At 65.8% G+C, this 16,751-nt stretch carries 14 protein-coding genes; 3 read left to right on the plus strand and 11 right to left on the minus strand.

Annotation, left to right across the window (positions count from 1 at the left end):
• Window positions 1–41 precede the first annotated feature (41 nt).
• Window positions 42–1,640, plus strand: coding sequence for a methyl-accepting chemotaxis protein (locus tag AC0Z35_RS20510; RefSeq protein ID WP_485132597.1), 1,599 nt, complete (start codon window positions 42–44; stop codon window positions 1,638–1,640).
• A gap of 54 nt (window positions 1,641–1,694) precedes the next feature.
• On the opposite strand, the gene AC0Z35_RS20515 is transcribed toward AC0Z35_RS20510, so the two are convergent.
• From AC0Z35_RS20515 to hutC, 8 genes are all read right to left on the minus strand, one after another.
• Window positions 1,695–2,459: a carbon-nitrogen hydrolase family protein gene (locus AC0Z35_RS20515; protein WP_120153533.1), complete on the minus strand. Its 765-nt coding sequence runs from the start codon at window positions 2,457–2,459 to the stop codon at window positions 1,695–1,697.
• A gap of 88 nt (window positions 2,460–2,547) precedes the next feature.
• A complete protein-coding gene (gene hutI, locus AC0Z35_RS20520) occupies window positions 2,548–3,765 on the minus strand; it encodes an imidazolonepropionase (RefSeq protein WP_485132598.1) in 1,218 nt (405 codons plus the stop codon).
• A gap of 57 nt (window positions 3,766–3,822) precedes the next feature.
• A complete protein-coding gene (locus AC0Z35_RS20525) occupies window positions 3,823–5,235 on the minus strand; it encodes an amino acid permease (RefSeq protein ID WP_104144858.1) in 1,413 nt (470 codons plus the stop codon).
• A 126-nt stretch (window positions 5,236–5,361) separates the two neighbouring features.
• A complete protein-coding gene (gene hutH, locus AC0Z35_RS20530; RefSeq protein ID WP_485132599.1) occupies window positions 5,362–6,891 on the minus strand; it encodes a histidine ammonia-lyase in 1,530 nt (509 codons plus the stop codon).
• A 44-nt stretch (window positions 6,892–6,935) separates the two neighbouring features.
• The gene (locus tag AC0Z35_RS20535) at window positions 6,936–8,348 is read right to left on the minus strand and encodes a purine-cytosine permease family protein (protein WP_485132600.1); all 1,413 of its coding nucleotides are present in this window, start codon (window positions 8,346–8,348) and stop codon (window positions 6,936–6,938) included.
• A gap of 99 nt (window positions 8,349–8,447) precedes the next feature.
• On the minus strand, window positions 8,448–10,127 hold the full coding sequence (gene hutU / locus AC0Z35_RS20540) for a urocanate hydratase (RefSeq protein ID WP_104144860.1): 1,680 nt from the start codon (window positions 10,125–10,127) through the stop codon (window positions 8,448–8,450).
• A 116-nt stretch (window positions 10,128–10,243) separates the two neighbouring features.
• The gene (locus AC0Z35_RS20545) at window positions 10,244–10,852 is read right to left on the minus strand and encodes a HutD/Ves family protein (protein WP_104144861.1); all 609 of its coding nucleotides are present in this window, start codon (window positions 10,850–10,852) and stop codon (window positions 10,244–10,246) included.
• Window positions 10,849–11,592, minus strand: coding sequence for a histidine utilization transcriptional repressor HutC (gene hutC / locus AC0Z35_RS20550; RefSeq protein ID WP_046805633.1), 744 nt, complete (start codon window positions 11,590–11,592; stop codon window positions 10,849–10,851). Before hutC ends, AC0Z35_RS20545 begins: the two co-directional genes overlap by 4 nt.
• Before the next feature lie 128 nt (window positions 11,593–11,720).
• Between hutC and AC0Z35_RS20555 the strand changes: the two genes are divergently transcribed.
• Window positions 11,721–12,011, plus strand: a complete 291-nt coding sequence (locus AC0Z35_RS20555) for a metal/formaldehyde-sensitive transcriptional repressor (protein ID WP_046805570.1) — start codon at window positions 11,721–11,723, stop codon at window positions 12,009–12,011.
• 27 nt (window positions 12,012–12,038) lie between these two features.
• A complete protein-coding gene (locus AC0Z35_RS20560) occupies window positions 12,039–13,148 on the plus strand; it encodes an S-(hydroxymethyl)glutathione dehydrogenase/class III alcohol dehydrogenase (RefSeq protein ID WP_104144862.1) in 1,110 nt (369 codons plus the stop codon).
• Window positions 13,149–13,172: 24 nt separating this feature from the next.
• Here AC0Z35_RS20560 and AC0Z35_RS20565 read toward each other — a convergent pair whose 3' ends face one another.
• The 3 genes from AC0Z35_RS20565 to speB form a co-directional block, all read right to left on the minus strand.
• Window positions 13,173–14,315: a glycosyltransferase gene (locus AC0Z35_RS20565; RefSeq protein ID WP_485132601.1), complete on the minus strand. Its 1,143-nt coding sequence runs from the start codon at window positions 14,313–14,315 to the stop codon at window positions 13,173–13,175.
• Complete coding sequence (locus AC0Z35_RS20570) at window positions 14,312–15,331, minus strand: hypothetical protein (protein ID WP_485132602.1); 1,020 nt, start codon at window positions 15,329–15,331, stop codon at window positions 14,312–14,314. Before AC0Z35_RS20570 ends, AC0Z35_RS20565 begins: the two co-directional genes overlap by 4 nt.
• A 352-nt stretch (window positions 15,332–15,683) precedes the next feature.
• Window positions 15,684–16,730: an agmatinase gene (gene speB, locus AC0Z35_RS20575; protein ID WP_185975341.1), complete on the minus strand. Its 1,047-nt coding sequence runs from the start codon at window positions 16,728–16,730 to the stop codon at window positions 15,684–15,686.
• Window positions 16,731–16,751 lie beyond the last annotated feature (21 nt).

Here is a 16,751-nt window from a genome sequence, read left to right on the forward strand (position 1 = left end):
TTGTTGTCTATGCAGCACTCGCTGTATTTGGGACGACACGCATGACACAGTTTTTGAAAGACATCACCATCCGGCGCCTGATCCTGTGCACCCTGCTTGCCATCAGTGCACTGGTCATCGGACTTTCAGCCATCAGCGTCAACGGGTTGCGCAGCGCCGGGGAAGCGCTTGCCGACAGTAGCGAACTGCTTCACGAAGTCTCAGCCCTGTCTCGGGTCAACGATCAAATCATGCGCGCACGGCTGCGGCTGTCCCGGCAACTGGAATACGCGGCCGAGGGCAAAACCGCCCAGGCAGCGGAAGAAGGGCGCAGCATCGACGCCGCGCTGGACGAAGCCCGCAAGCAGCAAGCCATCTTCATCGAACTTGCCCGCGACGACGCGCCCGCCGCCATCCTGCAACCCATGCAGGCCGGCTTCGACGCGCTGGTCAATGGCGGCATCGCCGTGCAGCGCCAACACCTGGAAGCCGGCGACCTCAAACGCGCACGCGAACATGCGGCCGGGGCCGTCGTGAGCGCCAGCCGCGCGTTCGGCAAAAGCATCGAAAACTATGAAGCCTACGCCAAGGACCGCGAAACGCAGCTGTGGGCAGACGCCGCCGCCAAGCGCCGGCAAGCCTACACCGGCATGGGTATCGTCCTGGCGATCTGCCTGCTGTTGCTGGCCTTGGGCGACCGCTATGTGGTGATTTTCGTGCGGCGTCCCCTGGAAACCATCAAGGCGCACTTTCGCCGCATCGCCAGCGGCGACCTGACCACGCCGCTGGCACCCTACGGCCGCAACTGCGTGGGCCAGATCATCCCGTACCTGCAAGACATGCAGGAAAGCCTGGTGCGCACCGTGCATGCCGTGCGCGAAGGCGTGGTCGAGATCAACGCGGGTTCCAGCGAAATTGCCGCCGGCAACCAGGACCTGTCCAGCCGCACCGAACAGCAGGCGGCCTCGTTGGAACAAACCGCCGCCAGCATGGAGCAACTGCTGTCCACGGTGACCAGCAACGCCGAGAACGCGCGGCAGGCCAACCAGATGGCGGTTGTGGCCAGCCAGGTGGTGCAGCGCGGCGGCATGGCGGTGAAGGAAGCCGTGAGCACCATGCGCGAAATCGCGCAGGACTCGGGGCGCATCGAAGACATCGTCAGCGTGATCGACGGCATCGCGTTCCAGACCAACATCCTGGCGCTGAACGCCGCAGTCGAGGCCGCGCGCGCCGGCGAAGAGGGCAAGGGCTTCGCGGTGGTGGCAGCGGAAGTGCGGTCGCTGGCGCAGCGCAGCGCGGGCGCGGCCAAAGAGATCAAGCAATTGCTGTCGGCCTCCAGCGCCACCGTGCAGGCGGGGTCCACCCAGGTCGAAACGGCCGGGCGCACCATGCAAGAAATTCTGGACACCATCGAGCGGCTGACGCTGCTGGTCAACGACATCGCCACCGCCTCGCAAGAGCAGGTGACCGGCATTGATCAGGTCAACACCGCCGTCAATCAGATGGACCAGGTGACGCAGCAAAATGCCGCGCTGGTCGAAGAAGCCGCGGCCGCCGCCACCTCGCTGGAAAACCAGGCGCAACGTTTGCAAGGCGCCGTCAGCGCGTTCCGGCTGCCGACCTTGATCGAAGACCGACGGCACATCGCCATCGCAGCCTGAGCGCGGCGCGGGACCGCGCGCAATCGCAACGGACCGGCTATTCCAGCGGACCGGCTATTCCTTCACGTAGCAGGGATACTGCGATTGCTGCGCCCGCGACCGCGCCGGGTCCACGTCGACGACCACGATGGACTCCGTATCGGTGGACTGCGCCAGCACTTCGCCGTCCGGCTGAAACGCAAACGCCCGGCCGCCGAACACCTGGCCCTGCGCCGTGCGCCCGGCCCGGTTCGAGCTGACCACATAGCAGCCCGACACCAATGCCGCCATCGCGCCGGCCGTCAGCCAGCGGCCGACGGACGCGCCGCTGGCGCGCGGCACCACGATCAATTCGGCCCCCTCGCGCCCGTAGCGGCGCGACCGTTCGTTGAACATCAATTCGGTGCACAGCTGCACGCCCAGGCGGATGCCGCCCACCTCGAACACCTGAAAGCCGTCCATCGCGGGACGAAACCAGGTGGCTTCGAAGAACCCGGGCTCTTCTGGGAAGAACTGCTTGTGATGCAGCGCCGTGTAGCGCCCGCCCTGCAAGGCGAACGCTTCGTTGGCCAGACGGTCGCCGGCGGGCACGGGGCGTGACGAGACAACGGCGGGCACCTGCAACGCGGCCAGTGCGGTCAGCCCCGCTTCGTGCAGGCGCACCGACTCGGCGGCGCGCGCGGCGTCATAGGCAGCCGAGGCCGCCAGCCACGGGCCGAAAGGCATTTCGTTGGTGACAAGCAAGTCCGGCGCCAGCTCGGCCACCCGCTCGGCGATGCCCGCCCACGTGGCGCTGTCCGGCATCAAGTCCACCGGCCCTTCCATCATGCAGATCCGCATACGTTCCCCAGATGCACGGCGCGCCCGGAATCAGGCGCGACCGAACGACATCGTAGAACGCCAGGACCCGCCATGGTGCATCGACTGCTCAGTTCAGCGCCGCCACATCCACCACCGCGCCGTGGCGGATCACGCGCTTGGGCAGGTCACCGCCGATCCAGTACGCCAGCTCGGACGGGTGCGCCACGTCCCAGGCGACAAAGTCGGCCACCTTGCCCGCTTCCAACGAGCCATGCGTGACGTGCAGCCCCAGGGCGCGCGCCGCGTGCAACGTTGCGCCGGCCAGCGCTTCTTCGGGCGTCATCTTGAACAGCGTGCAGGCCATGCTCATCATCAGCCGCAATGACAACACGGGCGACGTGCCCGGGTTCAGGTCGGTGGAAATTGCCATCGGCACGCCATGGCGGCGCAGCAGATCCAGCGGCGGCAACTGCGTTTCGCGCAGCGCATAGAAAGCGCCGGGCAGCAGCACCGCCACCGTGCCGGCCTGCGCCATGGCCAGCACATCGCTTTCCGTCAGGTACTCCAGATGGTCCGCCGACAAGGCCCCATAGCGCGCGGCCAGCGTTGCGCCGTGCAGCGACGACAATTGTTCGGCATGCAATTTGACGGGCAGGTCCAGGTGCACCGCCGCCTGGAACACGCGTTCAACCTGTTCCGGTGAAAACGCCAGATGCTCGCAGAAGGCATCGACGGCATCGATCAGCCCTTCGGCCGCCAATACCGGCAACATGCGCCGCGCGACCTCGTCGATGTAGTCGTCGGGCCGACCGGCGAATTCGGGCGGCAAGGCATGCGCGGCCAGACAGGTGGCCTGCACGGTCATCGGCAGCATCTGCCCCAAACGCCGCGCCACGCGCAGCATCTTGCGTTCATTGGGCAGGTCCAGCCCGTAGCCGGATTTCACTTCCAGCGTGGTGACGCCATCGCGCAGCAAGTGCAGCGCACGTTGCCGGGCGCTGGCGTACAGCGCGTCTTCGGATGCCTCGCGCGTGGCGCGCACGGTGCTGGCGATGCCGCCGCCCTGCGCCGCGATCCGCGCGTAGTCCACGCCTTGCAGGCGCTGCTCGAATTCCGTGCTGCGGTTGCCGCCAAAGACCAGATGCGTGTGGCAATCGATGAGCCCGGGCGTGACCCACGCCCCGCGCAGGTCATGTTCGTGCACCGCGTCAACCGGCGGCAACGCCGCTTCCTTGCCGATCCATTCGATGCGGTCGGCATGCGTCACGATGGCCGCGTCTTCAATCACGGAATAGGCCCCGTCCACCATCGTGGCGGCGTGGCAATGTCGCCAGACCTGTCTCATGCAGTTCTCCTTAAAGCCGGCGCCGCGCCGCGCAATGCGGCGGGGCGCCGTGTTCGTTCAGTCGGACCCTTGCGGCACCGGCGCGGGAAGCCCACCGCCCGGGCCGCGCGGCAGCACCAGATAGCGGTACGCCACGCACAGCACCGCAATCCACACCGCGCCTACGACCAGCGCCATCTGGGTACGCGGAAAGTATCCCAGCACGCCGATCACAAACACCAGGAACGCAATCGCCAGCAGGGGGCCAATCGGCCAGAACGGCACGGGAAACTTCAGCGCCGCGACCTCGTCGGGATTCATCTTGCGCCGCATCGCCACCTGCGACAACAGAATCATCAGCCAGACCCACACGGTGGCGAACGTGGCGATCGATGCGATCAGCACAAAGACGTCTTCGGGGATCAGATAATTCAGCAGCACGCCCAGCAGCAGCGCAACCGTCATGACCACCACCGTCATCCACGGCACGCCCGAGCCCGACACCGCCGCGAAGCCACGCGGCGCCTGCCCCTGCCGCGCCATGCCGTACAGCATGCGGCCCGCACCGAAGATGTCGCTGTTGATGGCCGACACCGCCGCCGAGATCACGACGATGTTCAGGATGGTGGCCGCCGACTTGATGCCCAGCCCGTCAAAGATCTGCACGAACGGGCTGCCCTGGCTGCCGATCTGCGTCCACGGGAAAATGGACATCAACACGAACAAAGTCAGCACATAGAACAGCAGGATGCGCAGCGGCACGGCGTTAATGGCGCGCGGAATGGTGCGGCCGGGGTCCTTGGCTTCGCCCGCCGTGATGCCGATGATCTCGATGCCGCCAAACGCAAACACCACCACCGCCAGCGACGCAATCAGCCCGCCCACGCCATTGGGCATGAAGCCGCCGTGCTCCCACAGGTTATGCACACCCGTCGCCGCGCTTTCCACGTTCAGGCCAAAGCCGAACAGCATGATGCCCAGCCCACCGGCGATCATCGCGATGATGGCGCCCACCTTCAACAGCGACAACCAGAATTCCAGTTCGCCAAACACCTTGACCGAGCACAGGTTGATGGCGCCGATGAAGAACACGATGGACAGCACCCAGATCCAGCGGGGCACATCGGGATACCAGAAGCCCATGTACAGCCCGAACGCGGTGATGTCCGCCAGGCACACGATGATCATCTCGAACGCGTAGGTCCAGCCGGTCAGAAAGCCCGCCACCGGGCCCAGGTAGGCGGTGGCGTAGTGCCCGAAGGAGCCGGACACGGGGTCCTTCACGGCCATTTCGCCCAACGCGCGCATCACCATGTACACGGCCGCGCCGGCGATCAGGTACGCGATCAGCACCGACGGCCCGGCCTGCTCGATAGCCTTGGCCGATCCGTAGAACAGCCCCGTGCCGATGGCCGAGCCCAAGGCCATGAAGCGGATGTGCCTGGCGTTGAGTCCCCGTTTGAGATCCTGCGTTTGCGTTTGCGCTTGCATGTTGCGTCTCCGTCCTTGTTATAGGTATAGGCGTACAGGGTCAAACGCTGTGCGAGCGTCTTCTATGGACGCTTCGGCACAGCGCGGTGGTGGCGGCCCCGCGCAGGGCGCCGCAACGGTCGAAAATCAAAGGCTGGGCAGCAGCCCCGCCGGCATCAGCCCGTTCAGCACCTGCGCCGAGATCAAGCCGCTGGCGGCGGCGATATCGGGCGCGAAGAAGCGGTCTTCTTCGTAGTGCGGCACTTGCTCGCGCAGCACCCGGCGCGCCTGCTCCAGTTGCGGCGAGGTCTTGAGCCCTACACGGAAGTCCAGGCCCTGGCACGCGCCCAGCCATTCAATGGCCAGGATGTCGCGCACGTTTTCCGCCATTGCCCACAAACGCTTGCCGGCATTGGGCGCCATCGACACGTGGTCTTCCTGGTTGGCCGACGTGGGCATGCTGTCCACGCTGGCCGGATGCGCCAGCGCCTTGTTGTCGCTGGCCAGCGCGGCAGCCGTCACCTGCGCAATCATGAAGCCCGAGTTGACGCCGCCCTTGGCCACCAGGAACGGCGGCAATTGCGACATGTGCTTGTCCATCATCAGCGCAATGCGCCGTTCGGACAGTGCGCCGATTTCCGCCAGCGCCAGCGCCAGGTTGTCGGCCACCATCGCCACGGGTTCGGCATGGAAGTTGCCCCCGGAAATCACGTCACCCTGCGCCACGAACACCAGCGGATTGTCCGACACGGCGTTCGATTCAATTTGCAGCACGTGCGCGGCGTGGCGGATCTGCGTCAGGCACGCGCCCATCACCTGCGGCTGGCAGCGCAACGAGTAGGGGTCCTGCACCTTTTCGCAATCGGCGTGCGAATGGCCGACCTCGCTGTCCTGGCCCAGCAGGTCGCGATACACGGCGGCCACCGCGATCTGGCCCGGCTGGCCGCGCGCGGCGTGGATGCGGGCGTCGAACGGCACGCGCGAGCCCAGCATGGCCTCCACGCTGAGGCTGCCGCACACCAACCCGGCCGCCATCATGTCTTCGACTTCGAACAGGCCGCGCAGCGCATAGGCGGTGGACACCTGCGTGCCGTTCAACAGCGCCAGCCCTTCCTTGGCCGCCAGCGTCAGCGGCACCAACCCGGCGCGCGCCAGCGCTTCTTGCGCGGGCAACCATTCGCCTTGATAGCGCGCGCGGCTTTCGCCGAGCAGCACGATGGACATATGCGCCAGCGGCGCCAGGTCGCCCGAGGCGCCCACCGAGCCCTTTAGCGGAATGTGCGGATAGACGCCCGCGTTGACCATGGCGATCAGGCTGTCGATAACGTGGCGGCGGATGCCGGAATAGCCACGAGCCAGGCTGTTGATCTTCAGCACCATGATCAGGCGCACCATGGCGTCATCCAGGGGTTCGCCCACGCCCGCCGCGTGCGAACGCACCAGCGAACTTTGCAGCGCCTGCAAGTCTTCGCGCGCGATCTTGGTGGAGGCCAGCAGGCCAAAGCCCGTGTTGATGCCGTACACCGTGCGGCCTTCCGCAATCAGGCGTTCAACGGTGGCCACGCTGGCGTCGATGGCGTCGGCCGCGCCGGCATCCAGCGTCAGCCGTACGGGTTCGTGGTACACGCGCCGCAAGTCGGACAAAGTCAGATGACCGGGCTTCAAGTGCAAATCCATGGGGGTCTCCTACGCCGGTTGCCCGGCTTGATGCAATGTTGTTGTCAGACCGGACGTTGTGCCGGCTCGTGCGCCGCAAGCCGCGAATCGCGGCGGGCGAATAGGTAATAGAGAATGCTGGGTACGATCAGGCCGATGATCCACGACACATCCACGCCGCCCAGCCGTTCGACCATGGGGCCGGTATATAGCTTGGTCGAGATGAACGGCATCTGCACCAGCACGCCAAACGCGTACACCAGGATGCCGGGCAGGTTCCAACGCCCGTAGCGCCCGTTCGGGTCGGACAACGCGGCCACGTCGTAGCGGCCACGGTTGATGAAGTAGTAGTCCACCAGGTTCACCGCGCTCCAGGGCACGAAGACGGCCAGCAGGAACAGGATGAAGGACTTGAACGCGTTCAGGAACGAATGCTGGCCCACCAGCGCCACCGCCGTGGCCGCGCCCACGATCAGCACCACCGCCACCGCGCGCTGGCGCCGCGATATCTGCACGTGCCCGCGAAAGCCGCTGACGATGGTCGCCATGCACATGAAGCTGCCGTAGGAATTCAGCGTCGAAATCGTGACCTTGCCGAAGGCGATGCTGAAGTACAGCAGCGCCGCCATCGTGCCCGTGCCGCCCAGCCCCACGATGTACGCCACTTCGCGCCCCGCGAATTGGCCGGCGGACATCGCAGCGGCCAACACGCCCAGCACCATGGCGATCTGCGCGCCCAACACCGACCCCAGGCCCACCGCCAGGAACGTCTTGACCGACGAGGTCGAAGCCGGCAGATAACGCGAATAGTCGGCCACGTAGGGGCCATAGGCGATCTGCCAGGACGCCGCCAGCGACACCGCCAACAGGAACGGCCCCCAGGCGAAATGCCGGATTTGCAGCAACTGCGCCACATCGCCCACGGCGACCACGCGGCTGAACAGGTACACGAACGCGATCAGCCCGAACACGGTGGCAACGCGCCCGATAAGGTGAATGACGCGGTAGCCGAACAGCGTGGCCACCACGATGACCGACGCAAAGATCAGGATGCCCACGGTATCGCTGACGCCGAACAACTGCCCCAGCGCCTGGCCGGACAGCACCGTGCCCGTGGCCGTGAAACCCAGGTACATCAAGCACACCAGCACAATCGGAATCGCGGCGCCGTAGACGCCGAACTGCACGCGGCTGGAGATCATCTGCGGCAAGCCCAGCTTGGGCCCTTGCGCCGCGTGCAGCGCCATCACCACACCGCCCAGCACTTGCCCGATGAACAGCCCGATCAAGGACCAGAACACGTCGCCGCCCAACACCACCGCCAACGCGCCGGTGACGATCGCGGTGATCTGAAGGTTGGCGCCCATCCACAGCGTGAACTGGCTGTAGAGCTTGCCGTGCCGTTCGGACGGCGGAATGTAGTCAATCGAACGCCGCTCGATGAGCGGCGCGGAACCGGCCTCGCTGTCTTGCGCCATCGCATTGCCTCGTGAGTGACGTGGGGCGGACCGATGCGGTCATGGCCCCACGCGGGTTGGCGGGATCGTGGGGGGGGGTGCGGAAGGGTTGTGCCGCGCTTAGCGCTGGGCGTTGACCATGGGCAGGTTCAAGCCCTGCTCTTTCGCGCAGTCGATGGCGATGTCGTAGCCAGCGTCGGCATGGCGCATCACGCCCGTGGCCGGGTCGTTGGTCAGCACGCGCGCAATGCGTTCGGCGGCCTCATCCGTGCCGTCGCACACGACGACCATGCCCGAATGCTGCGAGAACCCCATGCCCACGCCGCCGCCGTGATGCAGCGACACCCAGGTGGCGCCGCTGGCGGTGTTGAGCAAGGCGTTCAGCAGCGGCCAGTCGGACACGGCGTCCGAGCCGTCGCGCATGGATTCCGTTTCGCGGTTGGGGCTGGCGACGGACCCGGAATCCAGGTGGTCGCGGCCGATGACGACGGGCGCCGACAGCTCGCCCGAACGCACCATTTCATTGAATGCCAGACCCAGCTTGGCGCGCTGGCCCAAGCCCACCCAGCAGATACGCGCCGGCAAGCCCTGGAAGCTGATGCGTTCGCGCGCCATCTCCAGCCAGCGGTGCAGGTGCGCGTCATCGGGTATCAGTTCCTTGACCTTGGCGTCCGTCTTGTAGATGTCTTGCGGGTCGCCCGACAGCGCGGCCCACCGGAAGGGGCCCACGCCACGGCAGAATAGCGGGCGGATATACGCGGGCACGAAACCGGGGAAGTCAAACGCGTCTGCCACGCCTTCTTCCTGTGCCATCTGGCGGATGTTGTTGCCGTAGTCGAAGGTGGGGATGCCCTGGCGCTTGAACGCCAGCATCGCCTGCACGTGCACGGCCATTGATTGCTTGGCGGCCTTGATGACGACGGCCGGTTCGCGCTTGGCGCGTTCGCGATATTCGGGCCACGTCCAGCCGGCCGGCAGATAGCCGTTCAGCGGATCGTGCGCACTGGTCTGGTCGGTGACCATGTCGGGCTTGACGCCGCGGCGCACCAGCTCGGGCAGCACGTCGGCGGCGTTGCCGCACAGCGCGATGGACACGGCGCGGCCTTGCTCGGTGTACGTCTTGATGCGCGCCAGCGCGTCATCCAGATCGGTGGCCTGCTCGTCCACGTAGCGGGTACGCAGACGGAAATCGATACTGGCCTGCTGGCATTCGATGTTGAGCGAACATGCGCCCGCCAGCGTGGCCGCCAGCGGCTGCGCGCCGCCCATGCCGCCCAGCCCGGCGGTCAGCACCCAGCGTCCGGCAAGATTGCCGCCGTAGTGCTGGCGGCCCGCCTCGACGAAGGTTTCGTACGTGCCCTGCACGATGCCCTGGCTGCCGATGTAGATCCAGCTGCCCGCCGTCATCTGGCCGTACATGGCCAGGCCCTTGGCGTCCAGTTCGTTGAAGTGTTCCCACGTGGCCCAATGCGGCACCAGGTTGGAGTTGGCGATCAGCACGCGCGGCGCGTTGGCGTGGGTCTTGAAGACGCCGACCGGCTTGCCCGACTGCACCAGCAACGTTTCATCGTCGTTCAGCTGAGTCAGCGATTCGACGATCTTGTCGTAGCAGTCCCAGTTGCGGGCGGCGCGGCCAATGCCGCCGTACACCACCAGTTCTTTTGGGTTTTCAGCGACGTCCGGGTCCAGGTTGTTCATCAACATGCGCAGCGGCGCTTCGGTCAACCAGCTTTTGGCGGTCAGCTGGTTGCCACGCGGCGCGCGGATGACGACATCGCGATATCGATTCGATTGGTCCAAGACAGTCTCCTTGATCGGTTCTGCCGCGCGCGTACCCGCAGCGCGGCGATTGCCCGCATCATAGGATGCCTATGCTTGTATATACAAGATAGGATGAGACGAATTTTGGTAGGGGTTTACCCCCAATGAACTAAGGGATGCAGCTCGATCACGCAAGCGTTCACAGCGCCGTTGCCGGCAAGGCGATACGAGGCCAGGGCTTGGCGCCCGTCCACATGCAGGCAGTCGTAGCGCGCAGGCAGCGCATGGTCGACGCCCTCCACGTTCAACGTCAGGGCGTCGCCGGCGTTCAGCACCAGCAGGCTGTGCGCATCGCTATGAAACACCCATGGCCCGGCGCCGGACGCCCATTGCAGCCGAGCGTGATAACGCTGCGGCTTGTAGATCAGGTTGAAGTCGCGGATCGGCCCGTCCAGCAAACGACACTGGACCTGCGCGTCCCCCAGGAACGCGTAAGGCTGATACGGCATCAGCGGCGCCTGTGCCTGGCCGTCAACGGTCAGTTCGATGCCGCTGCCTTCCAGCACGGTGATGATGCGCTGATAGCCCGCGAACGCCGAAAAACCGCCGTCTTGCGCGACGTCGGCAATCGACAGGCGCCAGTCGAACGCGGCGGTGCTGCCGCCAGGGTTGCAAGCGACTTCCTGCGTGGTGCCGCCACCGTTTTTCCACGGCATGCGCGGGTAGTCAGCAGCGCGATACAGGCGAACGTTGGACGGATTCATGTCGTGAACTTGCCTTCCAGACGGTGGCGCGAGCCGGGGTGGATCAGCCGCGCCAGCGTCACCGCGCGGTCGCCGGACCACGTGCGGCGACGGATCAACAGGCACGGCTCGCTGCGTTCGATCTGCAACAGCTGGCATTCGCGCGGCTTGGCCAGGATGGCCTCTACGACGTGTTCGCCTTCGCTAAGCGGCGCCACGCGCGTCAGGTATTCGTACGGGGTGTGCTGCGTGAAGTCCTGTTTCAGGTAGTCCGGCGCCAACCGCACATTGACGTAGCGGTCTTCCAGTTGAATCGGCACGTCGTCCTCGAAATGCACGATGACCGAATGGAATACGGGTTGGCCCACGCGCAGGTCCAGCGCCAGCGCCTGCTCGGACCCGGCCGGCTCTTCGGCCAGGCGCACCACGCGGCTGTGGTGCCGATGGTTGCGCGCGGCAATCTCGTCCGCGATGTTGTTCACGGCAAACAAAGCCGAGCGCGCCTTGGGCTGCGCCACGAACGTGCCCACCCCCTGCATGCGCACCAGCAAGCCCTCGGCCGTCAGCTCGCGCAGCGCGCGGTTGATCGTCATGCGGCTAAATCCCAGCTCGTCGACCAGTTCGCTTTCCGAGGGCACCCGGTAGTGCGCGGGCCACGCGCCCGTGCGGATCTGCTGCGCAATCATCTGCTTGACCTGCGCATACAGCGGGGCGGGCAGGGCATTGGCCTGGACGGGTAGTCGGGGGGGAGAAGAAGCCACGGAATGATCCTGGAGTGGGCGCCACACGGCGGTGAAAAACGGCTTGTAGTATAGACAGGTACACATGTCTTGCGAATGACGGGGCGCTTTTCGTATACTCCCCCCCTGTATCGTTTTCGGAGCCTGCCGTGCCGCATTCGCCGGAAGAAAAAAAACGTGTCGTTACCCGCTTGCGCCGTATCCAGGGGCAGGCGTTAGCATTGGAACGCGCGGTCAACGAAGGCACGGAATGCGGCGCGCTGCTGCAACAGCTGGCCGCCTTGCGCGGTGCAGCCACCGGCCTGATGGCCGAGGTGCTGGAAAGCCATCTCCGGGAAACCTTCCTGCAATCCGCCCAGGGCGGGCCGCAACACGCCGGGATCGACGCCGAGGCCGAGGTCGACCAGCTGATGCGCATCGTCCGTTCCTATTTGAAGTAATCCCCCCGACATTCGTGGAGCAAAATTATGAAATCACGCGCAGCAGTCGCATTCGGACCCGGCAAGCCGCTGGAAATCGTTGAGATCGACGTCGCGCCCCCGCAGCGCGGCGAAGTGCTGGTGCAGATCACGCACACCGGCGTCTGCCACACCGACGCGTTCACGCTCAGCGGCGACGACCCCGAAGGCCTGTTCCCCGCCGTGCTCGGCCACGAAGGCGCGGGCGTGGTCGTGGAAGTGGGCGAAGGCGTGACGTCGCTGAAGCCGGGCGACCACGTCATTCCGCTCTACACGGCCGAATGCCGCGAATGCAAGTTCTGCCTGTCCGGCAAGACCAACCTGTGCCAGAAGGTGCGCGCCACCCAGGGCAAGGGCGTCATGCCCGACGGCACCTCGCGCTTCAGCTACGAAGGCAAGCCGCTGTACCACTACATGGGCTGCTCGACCTTCAGCGAATACACGGTCGTCAACGAGATCTCGCTGGCCAAGATCAACCCGGCCGCCCCGCATGAAAAGGTTTGCCTGTTGGGCTGCGGCGTGACCACCGGCCTGGGCGCCGTGCACAACACCGCGAAGGTCAAGGAAGGCGACACCGTCGCCGTGTTCGGTCTGGGCGGCATCGGCCTGGCCGTGATCCAGGGCGCGGTGCAGGCCAAGGCCGGCCGCATCATCGCCGTGGACACCAACCCGAACAAGTTCGTGCTGGCCAGCGCCATGGGCGCCACCGACTGCATCAACCCGAAGGACTACGACAAGCCCATCCAGGACGTCATCGTCGAACTCACCGACGGCGGCGTGGACTTCTCGTTTGAATGTATCGGCAATGTGCATGTGATGCGCGCCGCGCTGGAATGCTGCCACAAGGGCTGGGGCGAAAGCATCATCATCGGCGTGGCCGGCGCCGGCCAGGAAATCAGCACGCGCCCGTTCCAGCTGGTCACGGGCCGCGTGTGGCGCGGATCGGCCTTCGGCGGCGTGAAGGGCCGCACGCAACTGCCGGGCATGGTCGAAGACGCCATGAGCGGCAAGATCGACCTGGACCCGTTCGTCACGCACACGCTGCCGCTGGATCGCATCAACGAAGCCTTCGACCTGATGCATGAAGGAAAGTCGATCCGCACCGTGATCCACTTCTAAGGATCACGCGGCAACGCCGGGGCGTCAGGACGTCAGTTCAAACTGGCGGTCGGACGCCCCGCGTTCTTGGTACACCTGCTCGGTCTGCCCCACGAAATGCGCCAGGGAAAACTCGCGCAACGCGGTGTTGCGCGCTTCTTCGCCCATCTTCGCGGCGATGGCGCGATCGTTCAAGAGGGAGGACACGGTGGCCAGCACGCTGCTGACGGAACCGGGCGGCACCACCCAGCCATTGCGCCCGTCGGTCACGTTCTCGGTCAGGCCGCCGACCTTGCTGACGATGACCGGCTTGCCCGCCGCCATCATTTCGCGGCACGCGAACGAGATCGTCTCCAGACGGGACGACAACACAAACCCCACATCCAGTGCCGCCAGGAAAGGCCGCACGTCATCGAGCAAGCCCGTGAACACGACTTGATGCGTCATGGCCAGGTCGGCCACGCGCTGGCGCTGTTCGTCGTCGGGTTCCTTGCCGGCAATCAGGATCACGACCTGATCGCGTTGATGCTCGGGCAGCAGCGACACTGCGGTCACCATGTCCAGCCAGTTCTTGTACACGGCAGTGCCGGCGTTGCTGCCAATCACCAGCCGGCGCTGCATGGCCTTGGGCAGCAGCGCGGCGCGCGCTTGGGCGACTTCGTCAGGGGTGGCCGGTCGATACTGAAGCGTATCCACGCCGTTGTGCACCACGCGCAGGTCTTCATCGCGAAACACCGAATCTTTCATCCGGCGAAACGTGTGGCCGCACACGCAGATGACGCGGTTGGTGCCCCACTTGGCGCGCATGCGCACTCCCAGGCTGTTGGCGCTGCGATCGGTATGCTGCGTGTAGACAATGAACGGGCGCTTGGCGCCCATGCCCACCGTGGCCAGCATGCAAAGACGATGGTCGGCCGAGCCGTTCACGTGGATCACGTCGAACTGTTCGCGGCGCAGCAGCGCGCGCAGCCGCCGCAACGCGCTTAACTGCTGAAACGGGCGGCCCTTGAACTCCAGGTCAACGGAGTGCACGCCGGGCAAGGCGTGGGCTTCGGCCAGCAGGCGGCTGCCAAGCGGCGCGGCCACGGTAATCTGGGCGCGTTGGCGCAGCATGCGTGCCAGGGACATGACGTAGGTGGTGTGCCCGCCGCCATCGCCCTGGTGAAAGTTGGTGTACAGAATCTTCATCGTGATAGGCCCGAGAACCGTTGCGGGGAAGGCGAGGATTCCCCTTGATTGAGCAAACAGCTCCAGTGGCGCTTTTCAAATACGTCCTCGCCCAGGCGGCTATTCAAGGACAGGTTGTAGACCTGGACGCCGTGCGCGCGCAGCAGGCGGCTGGCCTGGCGGAACGCCGGTTCGATATGTCCGGCAAACTGCCGGTCCAGCGCGGTGGCCAGCTGCGCGCCCGGGCTTTCGTAAAAGCGCGGGCCGGCCGTGGCGCTCAGGTCCAGGCCGTGCAGGTACAGCGTGCGCGCGCCCATCCAGGTCAGCAGTTGCAAGGCCGTGTAGGCCACCGTGCCGCCGCCGAACAGGCCGCGCGACGGGTTCAGGCTGAAGCCGTGCGCGTGCTGCGGGTGATGCGCGTCGAACAACACCAGCTCGGGGTCGCGCGCCAACCGCGCGGCAAGGGCATCGGGTTGCGCGCGCGGTTGCAGCGCACGCTGGTGCACTTCCTCGAACAGCGCAATGCGGCACCGAACCGCCTTGGCGTCGAACAAGTACGAAATCCATCGGTACACCTCGGGCGTGACAAACAGCAGCAGGTCCTGCGACAAGACCTCGGCAACCAAGTCGCGCCGGCGCTTCACAAAGCCCGCGTCCAGCATCGCGTAGTAATCGAAGCGCAACGAGGGATGCGCGCGCCGCAGCGCAATCGACCCGTTCACGCCCATCACGTTGCCCAGTCGGCAACGCGCATAGTCGATGTCAGCAATGGAAGGGCCGCTAAGGATCAGGTGGGCGTCGCCGGTGATGTCTCGCGGCACGTCGGCCAGGGGCAAGGTAGCCGGGCCTTGCACGCCGACCACGTTGCAGGACAGCAAGCGGTCGTGGTCGCGGGCATCGCGGCGTACTTTCACCAGCGGCCACAAGGTTTCGTTATGCCGATAGGCGCCGGCTCGCGTATAGCGGTAAAGATAGCGAAAGCCCTTGGTCAGCGGGCGCGACCGGAGCAAACGGGGAACGAGGGCAAATCGGGTCATGAACGGTGCCGCTGACAGCGCGGCGAAACCTTACGAGGCGCCGATTCTACGAGGGCGCCATGCCCGCCAACGCGTCCGAAACATTTGTGATGTAACAGCATGGCAGGCATTCGATCGCGCCCTTTTTTTGCGCGCGCGCCCCGTCGTCGTCGCCGTCCCATATCGCGAAACCCGCGCCAGCGCTGCCTCCCAGGGCATTGCGCGCGCGCGTGGCCCGTGCGCACCATTAGCGTGCATGTTTACCGTGACGAACGCACTATCGGCGGCACCACGCCGCCGAGTGTGCGTTTGTACCTTCCATTACCTTTTGCGCCAAAGCGAAAGGGGAATGCAAGAAAGTTCGCGCGCGTCGTCAGCCCGCGTGGCGCACGCTGATCAGGCTCAGGATCTCGAACAGCATCTGCGCGCCCGCGTGCGCGGTGTTGGCCGTGGCGTCATAGGCGGGCGCCACTTCGACCACGTCGCCCCCGATGATGTCGATACCCGCCAGCGCCCGCAGGATCGCCTGCGCTTCGCGCACGGTCACGCCGCCCACCTCGGGCGTGCCCGTGCCGGGCGCAAACGCCGGGTCCAGGCAATCGATGTCGAACGAGACGTACACCGGCGTGTCGCCCACGACCTTGCGCGCCTGCGCGACCACGGCATCCACGCCCAGGCGGGCAATGTCTTCCGCGTGAATGACCGTCATGCCGGACTCGTACGAGAATTCCCAAAGGTATTCCGCGGCGCCACGGATGCCGATCTGAATGGTGCGCGTGGGGTCCAGCACGCCGTCCAGCACGGCTTGGCGGAACGGGCCACCGTGGTGAAAGCGGCTGCCGTCGAACGGGCCGCCCGTATCGCAATGCGCATCGAAGTGGATCAGCGAGACCGGCGCGCGTCGGCCCAGCGCACGCAGGATCGGCAGGGTAATGGAATGGTCGCCCCCCACCGAAACCGGAATGACCCCCGCCGCATGGATCTGGGCGTACGCGGTTTCGATATCTTCATGTGATTGCTCCAGGTTGAAGCGGCTGCGCATCGGCACATCGCCGATATCGGCCACGCGCAGGTCGTGCGTGGGCGTGCAGCGCAAGACGTGGTGGTAGGGGCCGACGCGTTCGATGGCGCGCAGCGCGCGCGGCCCAAAGCGGCAACCGCTGCGGTTGCTGGCGCCCAGGTCCATCGGCACGCCGGTCAGCGCCACTTGCAGGTCGCCGAAGTCGGGCGCTTGCCAGTCGATGGGGCGCGCCGGGGCGTCCAGCAAGGTAGGCATGCCCGCATAGGGCGCGCTGCGCGTGCCGCTGCCGTCGATGATGTTGACGGCCACTTCGCGAAAATGCGGGTCGTGGATGATGGCTTCGTTGGCGCCGCCAAAGCGGGCGCGCAGCGCCGCAAGGCGCTCCGGGGTAAAGCGCATGATGTGCTCCTGAAATAAAAG

The organism is Achromobacter sp. 1L-A-4-B-C2, from assembly GCF_057291955.1.